This is a genomic window from Escherichia sp. SCLE84 (assembly GCF_012584495.1).
Classification (GTDB): Bacteria; Pseudomonadota; Gammaproteobacteria; order Enterobacterales; family Enterobacteriaceae; genus ECMA0423.
Window position 1 is genome coordinate 939,016 of record NZ_CP051430.1, and the last position, 13,480, is coordinate 952,495.

At 50.2% G+C, this 13,480-nt stretch carries 14 protein-coding genes and 1 other annotated feature (1 of these 15 cut by a window edge); of the genes, 4 read left to right on the plus strand and 10 right to left on the minus strand.

The genetic code is table 11. The annotated features are described in order from the left end of the window. Positions 1-34: 34 nt before the first annotated feature. From acnA to topA, 6 genes are all read right to left on the minus strand, one after another. A complete protein-coding gene (acnA, locus tag HGD79_RS04765) occupies positions 35-2,710 on the minus strand; it encodes an aconitate hydratase AcnA (protein ID WP_021534107.1) in 2,676 nt (891 codons plus the stop codon). Between the two features lie 163 nt (positions 2,711-2,873). Next, positions 2,874-2,969, minus strand: a complete 96-nt coding sequence (ymiC, locus tag HGD79_RS04770) for a small membrane protein YmiC (protein WP_001310756.1) — start codon at positions 2,967-2,969, stop codon at positions 2,874-2,876. Positions 2,970-3,082: 113 nt separating this feature from the next. After that, positions 3,083-3,250, minus strand: coding sequence for a protein YciX (yciX, locus tag HGD79_RS04775; RefSeq protein WP_001297116.1), 168 nt, complete (start codon positions 3,248-3,250; stop codon positions 3,083-3,085). 2 nt (positions 3,251-3,252) lie between these two features. After that, the gene (locus HGD79_RS04780) at positions 3,253-3,393 is read right to left on the minus strand and encodes a YmiA family putative membrane protein (RefSeq protein WP_001300896.1); all 141 of its coding nucleotides are present in this window, start codon (positions 3,391-3,393) and stop codon (positions 3,253-3,255) included. A 318-nt stretch (positions 3,394-3,711) separates the two neighbouring features. After that, positions 3,712-4,686 carry an HTH-type transcriptional regulator CysB gene (cysB, locus tag HGD79_RS04785; RefSeq protein ID WP_000776253.1) on the minus strand — a complete coding sequence of 325 codons (975 nt, stop codon included), beginning with the start codon at positions 4,684-4,686 and terminating at the stop codon, positions 3,712-3,714. Positions 4,687-4,895: 209 nt separating this feature from the next. Beyond that, complete coding sequence (topA, locus tag HGD79_RS04790; RefSeq protein ID WP_001326307.1) at positions 4,896-7,493, minus strand: type I DNA topoisomerase; 2,598 nt, start codon at positions 7,491-7,493, stop codon at positions 4,896-4,898. A gap of 379 nt (positions 7,494-7,872) precedes the next feature. Between topA and HGD79_RS04795 the strand changes: the two genes are divergently transcribed. Next, positions 7,873-8,124: a YciN family protein gene (locus tag HGD79_RS04795; RefSeq protein WP_001031530.1), complete on the plus strand. Its 252-nt coding sequence runs from the start codon at positions 7,873-7,875 to the stop codon at positions 8,122-8,124. Positions 8,125-8,159: 35 nt separating this feature from the next. On the opposite strand, the gene sohB is transcribed toward HGD79_RS04795, so the two are convergent. Further along, positions 8,160-9,209, minus strand: a complete 1,050-nt coding sequence (gene sohB / locus HGD79_RS04800; protein ID WP_000422045.1) for a protease SohB — start codon at positions 9,207-9,209, stop codon at positions 8,160-8,162. A gap of 219 nt (positions 9,210-9,428) precedes the next feature. On the opposite strand from sohB, the gene HGD79_RS04805 reads away from it, so the two are divergent. Further along, positions 9,429-10,187 carry a YciK family oxidoreductase gene (locus HGD79_RS04805; protein WP_000559289.1) on the plus strand — a complete coding sequence of 253 codons (759 nt, stop codon included), beginning with the start codon at positions 9,429-9,431 and terminating at the stop codon, positions 10,185-10,187. After that, complete coding sequence (cobO, locus tag HGD79_RS04810; RefSeq protein WP_001278906.1) at positions 10,184-10,774, plus strand: cob(I)yrinic acid a,c-diamide adenosyltransferase; 591 nt, start codon at positions 10,184-10,186, stop codon at positions 10,772-10,774. Before HGD79_RS04805 ends, cobO begins: the two co-directional genes overlap by 4 nt. A 39-nt stretch (positions 10,775-10,813) precedes the next feature. On the opposite strand, the gene rluB is transcribed toward cobO, so the two are convergent. The 3 genes from rluB to rnm form a co-directional block, all read right to left on the minus strand. Next, the gene (gene rluB, locus HGD79_RS04815; protein WP_001291216.1) at positions 10,814-11,686 is read right to left on the minus strand and encodes a 23S rRNA pseudouridine(2605) synthase RluB; all 873 of its coding nucleotides are present in this window, start codon (positions 11,684-11,686) and stop codon (positions 10,814-10,816) included. 100 nt (positions 11,687-11,786) lie between these two features. Continuing rightward, positions 11,787-12,407, minus strand: a complete 621-nt coding sequence (locus HGD79_RS04820) for an L-threonylcarbamoyladenylate synthase (RefSeq protein WP_001295575.1) — start codon at positions 12,405-12,407, stop codon at positions 11,787-11,789. Next, positions 12,404-13,285 (minus strand): RNase AM, encoded by an 882-nt coding sequence (gene rnm, locus HGD79_RS04825; RefSeq protein ID WP_168848315.1) that lies wholly within the window; start codon positions 13,283-13,285, stop codon positions 12,404-12,406. Before rnm ends, HGD79_RS04820 begins: the two co-directional genes overlap by 4 nt. Before the next feature lie 137 nt (positions 13,286-13,422). Between rnm and trpL the strand changes: the two genes are divergently transcribed. Continuing rightward, positions 13,423-13,467, plus strand: a complete 45-nt coding sequence (trpL, locus tag HGD79_RS04830; protein WP_001700591.1) for a trp operon leader peptide — start codon at positions 13,423-13,425, stop codon at positions 13,465-13,467. Then, positions 13,444-13,480, plus strand: a sequence feature (Trp leader region); it runs 57 nt beyond the window's last position. (Overlaps the previous gene by 24 nt.)

The following is a 13,480-nucleotide window of genomic DNA, read 5'->3' on the forward strand; positions in this document are numbered from 1 at the left end:
GCCGGAAGCAAAATAACCGGCAAGCAAATACTTGTTACTTCAACATATTACGAATGACATAATGCAAAATGCCGTCGTTCTGGTAGTAGGTCAACTCCGTCGCGGTGTCGATACGACAACGGCAGGGTACGACCTCCTGGCTACCATCCGCGCGCGTAAGCGTCACCGGAACCGTCGCACCGGGTTGTAGATTTTGCAGATCGCCAATATCAATCTTCTCTTCCCCGGTTAGTCCTAACGTTTTACGCGTTACGCCTTGCGGAAATTCCAGCGGCAGGATGCCCATGCCAATTAAATTCGAACGGTGAATTCGTTCAAACGATTCGGCAATCACCACACGAATTCCAAGCAGACGAGGACCTTTTGCCGCCCAGTCACGGCTTGAGCCTGATCCATACTCTTTCCCGGCAATCACCGCCAGCGGCGTTTGTTCCTGCTTATAGCGCATCGCAGCATCATAAATAGAGACTACGTCGCTGTCAGGTAAATGCCGCGTCATCCCCCCTTCAACGCCAGGCACCATTTCATTACGGATGCGAATATTGGCGAAGGTGCCGCGCATCATCACTTCATGGTTACCACGCCGCGAACCGTAGGAGTTAAAGTCTTTTCGCTCAACACCCCGACCTTGTAGATATCGACCCGCTGGGCTGTCGGGCTTAATACTGCCCGCCGGAGAGATATGGTCAGTGGTGACTGAATCCCCCAGCATTGCGAGGATCCGCGCACCGTGAATATCTTCCACTGGTGCTGGTGTTGCCTGCATTTCATCAAAGAAAGGCGATAAGCGAATATAGGTTGAGTCCTCCTGCCAACCGTAGGTATCGGATCGTGTGACGTTAATTTCCTTCCACTCTGCTGTGCCTTCAAAAACTTCTGCGTACTCTTTGCGGAACATTTCTGTGGAGACTTGTTCTACCGCACGGGCAATTTCTTGTGCCGATGGCCAGATATCTTTCAGATATACCGGATCGCCTTTACGATCATGGCCGATAGGCTCAGAAGCCAGGTTGATATTCATATTTCCCGCCAGCGCATAGGCAACCACCAGCGGCGGCGAGGCCAGCCAGTTGGTTTTAACCAGCGGATGGATACGGCCTTCAAAGTTACGGTTGCCGGACAGCACTGCACCGACGGTTAAATCGCCTTTTTTGATTGCCGTTTCGATAGGATCGGGCAGCGGCCCAGAGTTACCAATACAGGTGGTACAACCGTATCCCACAAGGTTAAACCCCAGTTCGTCGAGATACGGTGTCAATTTCGCTTTTGCCAGATAATCAGAAACAACTTTCGAGCCTGGTGCCAGCGACGCTTTGACCCACGGTTGCCGCTTGAGGCCAAGAATTACGGCTTTTTTCGCCAGCAAGCCTGCAGCCATCAGCACACTTGGGTTAGAGGTGTTGGTGCACGAGGTTATCGCAGCAATGACCACAGCGCCATCAGGTAACTGATACTGATGTCCGTTCATAACATAATCGACCGGCTGGCGATCTTTATGCGTGGCATTCACTTCCAGTTCGTTACTGGCGGCAAATGCTTTTGGTACATCGGGCAGTGCAACGCGATCCTGTGGGCGTTTTGGCCCTGCCAGGCTCGCTTCAACGTCATTCATATCCAGTTCTAACGTACTGGTAAAAATCGGTTCATCGCCCGGGTTACGCCACATGCCCTGCGCTTTGGCATATTTTTCGACCAACTCAACCTGATCTTCGCTGCGCCCGCTTAAACGCATGTAATCGAGGGTTACAGCATCGATTGGGAAGAAGCCACAGGTGGCACCATATTCTGGCGACATATTGGCAATGGTGGCGCGATCCGCCAGCGGTAGTGAATCCAGACCATCACCATAAAATTCGACGAATTTCCCCACCACGCCATGTTTGCGCAGCATTTGGGTAACAGTGAGAACCAGGTCTGTGGCGGTAATACCTTCACGTAATTTACCGGTAAGTTTAAAGCCCACTACGTCCGGGATAAGCATGGAAACCGGCTGGCCTAACATTGCGGCTTCTGCTTCGATCCCACCCACGCCCCACCCCAGCACGCCAAGGCCGTTGATCATAGTGGTGTGCGAGTCAGTACCAACGAGTGTATCCGGATAAGCAATCCATTCACCGTCCTGCAATTCACTCCACACTGCTTTGCCGAGATATTCGAGGTTAACCTGATGGCAAATGCCTGTGCCTGGCGGCACGACGCTAAACCGACTGAACGCTTGCTTTCCCCATTTCAGGAACACATAACGTTCGTGGTTGCGCTCCATTTCCAGGCGTACGTTTTCTTCAAATGCCTCATCATCACCAAAACGATCGACGGTCACCGAGTGGTCAATGACCAGGTCGACCGGTGAGAGCGGGTTAACCTTTGCAGTATCGCCGCCGAGGCGTTTAACCGCTTCGCGCATTGCCGCCAGATCAACAACGGCAGGTACGCCGGTAAAGTCCTGCATCAGCACCCTTGCCGGGCGGTAGGCAATTTCACGGTCAGCATGGGCATTTTTCAGCCATCCTGCCAGCGCGTGGATATCCTCTTCGGTAACCGAGTTACCATCCTGCCAGCGCAGCAGGTTTTCGAGCAAAACTTTGAGTGACTTGGGTAGACGGGTGATATCGCCCAGTGATTTAGCAGCAAGCGGCAGGCTGTAGTAGTGGTAAGTTTTATCTTTGGCCTGCAACGTGTCCTTACTGGCTTCTCGTAGGGTTGACGACATAGCTCCTCCTTAATGACAGGGTTGCGAAGCCCTGATTCTCTTCAGGGTGAATATTAAAGATAACACAAACATCGCGTAACGATTTGATAACAACCCAAATTGATAAAAGAGGAGAAACCTTGTGGCAAAGCAAATGACAACCCCGCCGCAGCGGGGTCAAGGATCAGTGAGTAATGATCCAGAGGAGTTCGGCCCAGAAGAGCATCGACAGAGAAAACGCGCCCATCCAGGACCAATATTTCATATTTGTGTTGATCATAGGCTACACCCTTAACGGTTATTATTTTGTGTTGAGATAACTCAAGCTGTTATTGCTGCGGTGTATTAAAAGCCCTTTAATTCATTAAAAATGGGTAATAAGAATGATGATAATTATTGTTTCGGCTGATCATCTTCAGCAAACAGTTCTATAAAGGCTTGCTGCTGCGATGTTAGTTGCCAGTCGTCTGGAATAACGACGGAACATTCCCGTTTCGTTTCTGTTTCATTGTCACTATGCTGGCATAATGGTGACGACTCCAGTTGCTCCTGACCGACCATAGTTATCCCCACACTTTCCAAATCAGCAGTGCGACAACCACCCAGAAAAGTGCAGAACCAAGAAAAACCGCCAGCCAGGCTTTACGTTTTAATTCAGGATCGCGGCGGGGTTCCTGATTTCCAGAAGGCATTGCTAACCTCATATAATCGCCATCACTTATCAGCAAGACGTTGAACGATTGGTGTAATTAATCATACGATGAGACAAATCCTAAAGAAACTTTAGTCAAAAATCCAGCGAATTTACGAATCGTCTCCAGTGAATAATTCAATCTTTTGACCTGAAATAGATATTTGAAAACTGGAGTTTGCGAGGCGGGTAATTAGACAGTACTTTACAGGTAATTTACCCTATAAATATGAGGGATAAAAATATTGTGCACGGTATAGAAATAAGTAACAAAAGAGAATATATTCCGGCACCTTCGCTACATAAAAGGTGCCGAAAATAACGCAAGAAATTATTTTTCCGGCAGTTTTATATCTTTAAACATGACCTCAATTTCTTCATTAGAGCGCAATGCGACAGCCGCATCAACGACATCACGCGTTAAATGCGGTGCAAAACGCTGAATGAAATCATACATATAACTGCGCAAGAAAGTACTACGGCGAAAACCAATTTTGGTTGTACTGTGGCTGAAGATATCGTGAGCATCAACACGCACAAGGTCGGGATCGGCGACCGGATCCACCGCCATGCTGGCAATGACCCCTACCCCCAGCCCTAACCGGACGTAAGTTTTAATGACGTCAGCATCCGTTGCCGTGAAGACGATACGCGGCGTTAACCCTGCGCGGTTAAAGGCAGTATCCAGTTCTGAACGTCCGGTAAAGCCGAAGGTATATGTCACCAACGGATATTGCGCCAGTTCTTCAATGGTAATGGCTTTTTTGCCTGCCAGCGGGTGATCCGGAGTGACTACAATAGCCCGATTCCAGTGGTAGCACGGTAACATCACTAAATCTTCATACAGATGCAGCGCTTCTGTGGCGATAGCGAAATCAGCATTGCCTTTAGAGACGGCATCAGCAATTTGTGTCGGCGAGCCCTGGTGCATATGCAAAGAAACGCGGGGATAACGCTCAATAAAGCCTTTGATAACGTTTGGTAACGCGTAGCGTGCCTGGGTATGCGTGGTGGCGATATACAGCGAGCCTTTATCCGGCCAGGTGTGCTCACCGGCAACCGATTTTATGGCATCGACTTTCGACAGGACTTCGCGAGCGATACGAATTATTTCTTGTCCTGCTGGCGTTACCTGCGTCAGGTGCTTGCCGCTTCGGGAAAAAATTTGAATGCCTAGCTCGTCTTCCAGCATTCTGACTTGTTTACTGATCCCGGGTTGTGATGTGTAAAGTCCTTCCGCTGTTGATGAGACATTCAGGTTATGATTGACCACCTCAACAATATAGCGAAGTTGTTGTAATTTCATGTTAAACCATCCACTTAGACGCCATCAGAACATCGTTTTTTCGTCACACCTGGCGGGTGACTAATACGATTTAATAATAAAAAAGGTGCTAACTATAACCACTATATCATTTATAGCCTTAGTGTATAGGTTTGAAGAAAAAATAATATGCAATAAAAAAGGGCCGCTTTCGCGACCCTTTGTTTATAAAAACCTGACAGAATTAAAGGTTATTTTTTTCCTTCAACCCATTTGCCATCAACATAAAATGCTGACCAGCCAGTCGCCTTTCCGTCTTTTTCCGAAGAGACATATTGCTGTTTGGTTTTACGGCTAAAGCGAACCATGGTCTTATTACCTTCCGGATCCTGCTGTGGCGCATCGGCCAGATAACGCAGTTTTTCCGGCAGACGGTCGCGAAAGCGATAAAGCTCTTCCACCAGTGGCGCACGCGTTTCACGCGATTTCGGGAAAGTGTTGGCAGCCAGGAACACACCGGCAGCACCGTCACGCAGCACGAAATAAGCATCTGATTTTTCGCACGGCAGCTCAGGTAATGGCACCGGATCTTCTTTCGGTGGTGCCACTTCGCCGTTACGTAAAATCTTACGTGTGTTTTTACACTCTTCGTTGGTGCAGGCCATGTATTTACCGAAACGCCCCATTTTCAGGTGCATTTCAGAGCCACATTTTTCACACTCAACGATCGGGCCGTCATAACCTTTAATGCGGAATTCGCCCTCTTCGATCTCGTAACCGTCGCAGGTTGGGTTATTACCACAGACATGCAACTTACGTTTCGGATCGATGAGATAGCTGTCCATCGCCGTGCCGCATTTCGGGCAACGACGTTTTGCGCGCAGCGCGTTGGTTTCAGCATCTTCGCCTTCCAGCACGTTCAGCACTTCGTTTTCCGGCACCAGGTTAATGGTGGTTTTGCAACGCTCTTTCGGCGGCAGCGCATAGCCAGAACAGCCAAGGAATACCCCGGTGCTCGCTGTGCGAATCCCCATTTTGCGACCACAAGTCGGGCAGTCAATGCTGGTCAGAACCATCTGGTTCGGGCGCATACCACCCTCTTCCGGATCTTTTTCAGCTTTATCTAACTGCTGGGTGAAATCCGAGAAGAAGTGATCCAGTACAGCTTTCCACTCTGCTTCGTGATTTGCCACCTGGTCGAGGCTGTTTTCCATCTGCGCGGTAAAGTCGTAGTTCATTAACTCGCGGAAATTTTCTTCAAGGCGATCGGTGACGATTTCGCCCATTTTTTCCGCATAGAAACGACGATTTTCTACTCGCACGTAGCCACGATCCTGAATGGTCGAAATGATCGACGCATAGGTAGACGGACGACCGATACCACGTTTTTCCAGCTCTTTAACCAGCGATGCTTCACTGAAACGGGCTGGCGGCTTGGTAAAGTGCTGGGCTGGTGTAAGTTCAACGAGCGTCAGAGCATCGCCTTTATTAACTGCTGGTAAGATGCGATCTTCATCGCCTTTACGCAACGCAGGCATCACTTTTGTCCAGCCATCAAAACGCAAAATACGACCGCGTGCTTTCAGGCGGAAATCGCCCGCACCAACGGTCAGCGTCGTGGAGTCATATTTCGCTGGGGTCATCTGGCAGGCTACGAACTGACGCCAGATTAACTGGTACAGTTTCTGCGCATCTGCTTCCATATCCTTCAGCGATTCCGCCATCACATTGACGTCAGAAGGACGAATCGCTTCGTGCGCTTCCTGTGAGTTTTCTTTGCTGGCGTACTGATTCGGACTTTCCGGCAGATATTTCTTACCAAAATTATCGCTGATATAACCGCGAACCATATTTACCGCGTCCTGACTCAGGTTAGTGGAGTCGGTACGCATGTAAGTGATATAGCCTGCTTCATACAAACGCTGCGCCATCATCATGGTTTTTTTCACGCCAAATCCAAGACGGGTGCTGGCAGCTTGTTGCAGCGTAGAGGTAATAAAAGGAGCGCCAGGTTTACTGGTTGTCGGTTTGTCTTCACGTTCCAGCACGCTGTAGCGCACTTTTTCCAGCAGACTTACCGCAGCCTGAGTTTGTTCTTTGTTGACCGGACGGAACGGTTTGTCGTTCTGATGAGTCACCTGTAACGCCAACGCTTCACCAGATGGCGTGGTCGTGCTGGCATCGACTTCCCAGAACTCTTCCGGCACGAACGCTTTAATTTCACGCTCACGCTCGACCACCAGGCGAACCGCCACCGACTGCACACGACCGGCAGACAGACCACGAGCGATCTTTTTCCATAGCAGCGGCGAAACCATATACCCAACCACGCGGTCCATAAAGCGACGCGCCTGCTGGGCATTAACACGATCAATATTCAGCTCACCCGGTTTGTTAAATGCCTGGCGGATCGCGTTTTTAGTAATTTCGTTAAACACCACTCGGCTATAGCGCGCATCATCACCCCCAATCACTTCCCGCAGGTGCCATGCAATGGCTTCCCCTTCGCGGTCAAGGTCGGTTGCGAGATAGATGTGGTCGGCTTTTTCAGCCAGTTGTTTCAGTTCAGAGACGACCTTCTCTTTACCAGGCAACACTTCATAGTGCGCCTCCCAATTGTGCCACGGGTCAACCCCCATACGGTTGACGAGAGCGCCACGTTCATCCTTTTTAGGCTTTTTAGCCGTCTTGGTGGAGGTAGAGTCGGCACTCTTTTTGGCAGCTGAGCCACTGGTCGGCAAATCGCGGATGTGACCGACGCTGGATTTCACCACGTAGTCACTACCCAGATACTTGTTGATCGTTTTGGCTTTTGCCGGGGACTCAACGATGACAAGAGCTTTACCCATATTCACCTTACCTAATTTGATTCTTCCAGGAATGCGTCGCACGTTGATAAACCTTCCACTGGCAACGAGTTACCGATATGGACTCGTTCTCTGCGGATATCAACCCCTTGTCGTGACTCTGTTCACGAAAATTCAGGTGACTGAGTTAACAGGTCTTGGCCTACAGGCGCTATAGCACGACGGAATTTTGGTCGAATGTCAAGCAAATCTATTGCCAGATTGACGAAAGCGTCACACTGTACCTGATAAAATCCGATACGCAACTTTATTAGCATGCAAAATCCAAAGTTACCAGTAAGGCGCTCTTGCCACCAGCGTGGTATATTTGTCTGCAAGCCATGCCTGGCGTAGACTAATGTCCTTGTTTAAGGAGTAAATAATGAACAAAGAGACACAACCCATCGACCGCGAAACGCTGTTGAAAGAGGCCAACAAAATCATTCGTGAGCATGAGGATACGCTCGCAGGGATTGAAGCCACCGGCGTCACGCAGCGTAATGGCGTGCTGGTATTTACCGGCGACTACTTTTTAGATGAACAAGGATTGCCAACAGCCAAAAGCACCGCGGTGTTTAATATGTTCAAACACCTGGCCCATGTGCTTTCAGAAAAATATCATCTGGTTGATTAAAGCAAAACGCGAGGTCTTAGCCTCGCGTTTGTCTTTTACATCAATGGCTTTTGACCCCGCTGCCACCAGCGTAGCAACAATCGATCGGCGCTCTCTGCCGCGCTGCCGGTGAATCGGTCAATGAGTCGTTTACGCTGCATATAGCGTACATTAACCACTTCACGGCCTTCCATCAGGCTAAGAATAACTTCATCACTGGTGTTGATTTCATCAACCAGGCCTTTCTCTACCGCCTGTTGTCCGTACCAGTGTTCACCCGTTGCCACCTGTTCAATATCCAGAGACGGACGCATACGCTTCACAAAATCTTTAAACAACTGATGCGTTTCGTTCAACTCTTCGCGGAATTTCTCCCGCCCTTCTTCGGTATTTTCACCCAGCAAGGTCAGAGTACGCTTATACTGCCCGGCAGTGTGCAGTTCGATATCAATATCTTTGCTTTTCAGGAAGCGGTTAAAGTTGGGCATTTGCGCCACCACGCCAATGGAACCCACAATAGCAAACGGTGCGGAAACAATTTTGTCCGCCACACAGGCCATCATGTAACCGCCGCTGGCAGCGACTTTGTCTACCGTAACAGTTAAAGGAATGTTTTTATCACGCAGACGCTGCAGCTGCGAAGCCGCCAACCCGTAACCATGCACCATGCCACCAGGGCTTTCCAGACGTAGCACAACCTGATCCTGCGGTTTGAATGCTGCGAGTACAGCCGTTATCTCTTCACGTAGCGAGTTCACTTCATGGGCGTCCATGCTGCCTTTAAAATCCAGCACCCAGACGCGAGGTTTACTGTCAGTTGCCACCTCGCCCAGTTTGGCTTTCGCTTTTGCTGCTTTCGCTTCTTGCTTGTGCTTTTTCTTCTGCGCTTTGTGCCACTGTTTTTGCTGATGTGAGTCCATCAGCGCCGCGGCCAGTTCTTCTTTCATCTCCTTATACTGTTCGCTGAGATTGTTGACCCGTAACTCGCCACGCTGGCGTTTATTACGTTGAGCAACATTGACAATAATGGCGGCAATCGCCGCAATCGCTAGCACAACGGTAACGATTTTCGCCAAAAACAAACCATATTCAGACAACAATTCCACGAGTCCCCACCTTGGTTAAACAACGCTTTGGCTCACAGTTTACAACAGGCATGTTAAGCCGTCTCGCAGAGATGTTATTGCAGCGAAAGTATGACAAAGTATCCATTTTGCGGTGTTATCGCCCCAGGCTGATTGAAATGCCCTTCTGTTTCAGGCATAAAGCCCCAAAGTCATAAAGTACACTGGCAGCGCGACAGACAACGTCGTTGAGGAGTAGCCATGCATTACCAGCCAAAACAAGATTTACTCAATGATCGCATTATCCTGGTGACGGGAGCCAGCGATGGGATTGGTCGTGAAGCCGCGATGACGTATGCACGCTATGGTGCGACAGTGATTCTGTTGGGCCGTAATGAAGAAAAATTACGTCAGGTAGCCAGCCACATAAACGAAGAAACTGGGCGTCAGCCACAGTGGTTTATTCTCGATTTGCTGACCTGCACGTCCGAAAATTGCCAACAACTGGCACAGCGCATTGTCGTTAATTATCCGCGTCTGGATGGTGTTTTGCATAATGCCGGATTGCTCGGCGATATTTGCCCAATGAGCGAACAAAATCCGCAGGTCTGGCAGGACGTCATGCAGGTCAACGTTAATGCCACCTTTATGCTCACCCAGGCACTGCTTCCTTTATTACTCAAATCGGACGCCGGTTCACTGGTCTTTACTTCATCAAGCGTTGGACGTCAGGGACGAGCTAACTGGGGTGCATATGCAGCGTCGAAATTTGCCACCGAAGGGATGATGCAGGTACTGGCCGATGAATATCAGCAGCGCCTGCGCGTCAACTGCATTAACCCAGGCGGTACGCGCACCGCAATGCGCGCAAGCGCCTTCCCGACCGAAGATCCACAGAAACTTAAAACACCCGCTGATATCATGCCGCTCTACCTCTGGCTGATGGGCGATGACAGCCGCCGTAAAACCGGCATGACCTTTGACGCCCAACCGGGCCGTAAACCAGGAATTTCCCAATGAGTGATGAACGCTACCAACAGCGTCAGCAGCGAGTGAAAGAAAAAGTAGATGCTCGTGTGGCCCAGGCCCAGGATGAACGCGGTATTATCATCGTCTTTACCGGCAATGGAAAAGGCAAAACCACCGCGGCATTTGGTACGGCAACACGCGCAGTTGGTCACGGAAAAAAAGTAGGCGTCGTGCAGTTTATTAAAGGCACCTGGCCTAATGGCGAACGCAATCTGCTGGAGCCACATGGCGTTGAGTTTCAGGTGATGGCAACGGGCTTTACCTGGGATACACAAAACCGCGAGTCTGATACCGCCGCCTGCCGCGAAGTCTGGCAACATGCAAAGCGGATGCTTGCTGATTCCTCACTGGATATGGTTTTGCTTGATGAACTGACGTATATGGTGGCGTATGACTATTTGCCACTGGAAGAAGTGGTGCAGGCGTTAAATGAACGTCCACATCAACAGACGGTGATTATCACGGGTCGTGGTTGTCATCGGGATATTCTTGAACTGGCAGATACGGTAAGTGAATTACGCCCCGTCAAACATGCGTTTGATGCCGGTGTAAAAGCGCAGATAGGGATTGATTATTAATCTGTAAAAATGCCGGATATGACGTCCGGCATACTTTGATTAACCGTTATTACGCCCGCCAGAACGACGACCGCCGCTCACCTGACTGTGACGTTTCACCGCACGACGAATCTGATTAGCCTTCATGCGACGACGGTCTTTTTCTACAGCGACTTTAGAGCTGGTTTCTGGCGGAAGCTCCACCAGTTCGCGCAGATAGTTAGTCTGGGCGAGGTCCAGCTCCGTCCAGCCACCGCGTGGCAGACCTTTTGGCAGTGGGATATCACCGTAACGAACACGGATCAGGCGGCTCACCTGCACACCAACCGCTTCCCACAGACGACGAACTTCACGGTTACGGCCTTCGGTCAGAGTCACGTTGTACCACTGGTTGATCCCTTCGCCGCCGCTGAACTTGATGGTTTTAAAAGCTGCCGGACCATCTTCCAGTTGCACGCCACGACTCAAATCACGCAGTTTCGCGTCGTCAACCTGACCAAATACACGCACGGCGTATTCACGTTCAACTTCACGGCTTGGATGCATTAAACGGTTTGCCAGTTCACCATCGGTGGTGAACAGCAGCAGACCACAGGTGTTAACGTCCAGACGACCTACGGCAATCCAGCGTGCGCCACGCAGCTTTGGCAGACGGTCAAACACCGTCGGACGCCCTTCCGGATCGTTACGGGTACACAACTCACCTTCCGGTTTGTAATAGGCCAGAACGCGACAAATTTGTTCAGCGGACTCACGTACCGAAATCAGATGACCATCGATACGAATTTTCAGCCCAGGGGTAACTTCAACGCGATCGCCGAGTTTAGCAATTTTGCCATCAACACTCACACGACCGGCTTCAATAATAGATTCGATTTCACGGCGGGAGCCGTGGCCAGCGCGGGCCAGCACTTTCTGTAATTTTTCGCTCATAGAGCTTCCTTTTGGTGTCGCCTTCACAGGCGTCGAACAGGAGAATCAATGGCGCCGTATAGCGCCATTTTAAGGCCGCGTAGTATACAGAGTTACGCACTTATAAGAAAGGCTTCACATCACCTACGCCTTCACGCACCACGACCGGCGTATCATCGGTAAGATCAATAACCGTTGTCGGTTTCTGTCCGAGATAGCCGCCGTGGATAATCAAATCCACCTGTTTTTCCAGACGGTCTTTAATTTCTTCGGGATCGGATTCGGTAAATTCGCTGCCTGGCAGCATTAGCGAAGTGGAAAGCATCGGTTCGCCCAGTGCTTCAAGCAACGCCTGCGCAATCGGGTTAGAAGGCACACGCATACCGATGGTTTTGCGTTTTTCCTGCAACAGACGGCGTGGCACTTCCTTCGTCCCCTTCAAGATGAAGGTATAGTTGCCCGGCGTGTTGTTTTTCATTAAACGAAACGCAACGTTATCAACAAATGAATAGGTCGAGAGTTCAGAAAGATCGCGACACATCAGGGTAAAGTTGTGACCGTCCGGCAGCTGGCGAATACGACAAATACGCTCCATCGCGTTTTTATCTTCAATTTTACAGCCGAGCGCATAGCCGGAATCAGTTGGATAAACAATCACCCCGCCTTTACGCACGATCTCCACCGCCTGGTTGATCAGACGTTGCTGTGGGTTATCAGGATGAATATAAAAAAACTGGCTCATAATTCCCTCTCTGTGGTGTTCTGCGGCTGTTCCCATATCTGCCAGACGCCTTCAACGCCTGCGGGCAGCCAGAGTTTACGACCCAGTTCGATCCACGGGCATGGCTGATGAAAATCAGATCCTTGTGATGCCCATAAATGATGCTGACGCGCAAGGGCCGCCAGCTGGGTACGTTCATTGGGCGATTGCTGGCACTGCGCGACTTCCATCGCGTCACCGTGGTGTTCGGCAAAATGCGCAACCAATCTTTTCAGCCATTTAGCACTAAGATTGTACCGCCCAGGATGAGCTAGCACCGCCTTACCGCCAGAATGATGAATGACATCAATAGCTTGTTCTATTGTACACCACTGTGGCGGAACGTATCCGGTTTTCCCGCGCGCCAGATACTTTTTAAAGACATCCGCCATTGAACTGGCTTTGCCGCACTCAACAAGGAAACGCGCAAAATGACCGCGCGTCACTGCGCCGCCCTGCGCCAGTCGTTGTGCGCCTTCCAGCGCCCCAGGTATTTGCGCTTTTTCAAGTCTTTCGGCAATCAGCTGCGCCCGCTGATTGCGCCGTTCTGTCTGCTGCGCGAGGAACTCACACATTAGCGGATGAGTAATATCAATATTCAGCCCGACAATATGAATTTCATGATTTTCCCAGACCGTGGAAATTTCCACGCCGGGAATAAGATTCAACGCCAGTCCCGAACGTGAAATTTCCTCTCTTGCTGGCGCGATTGCAGCTGTGGTGTCATGGTCGGTGATCGCCAGGGTGCCGACGCGCATCTCGACTGCACGGTGCACCAATGCTTCTGGCGTCAGGCAGCCATCGGAAGCTGTGGTATGGCTGTGCAGGTCGTAAATCACTGCATAATTCGTGTCGCTCAAGGCGCACTCCCGTTCTGGATAATGTTTTTTGCGCCGACATCATAACGGTTCTGGCAAATATTCTGAAATGAGCTGTTGACAATTAATCATCGAACTAGTTAACTAGTACGCAAGTTCACGTAAAAAGGGTATCGACAATGAAAGCAATTTTCGTACTGAAAGGTTGGTGGCGCACTTCCTGAAACGGGCAGTGTA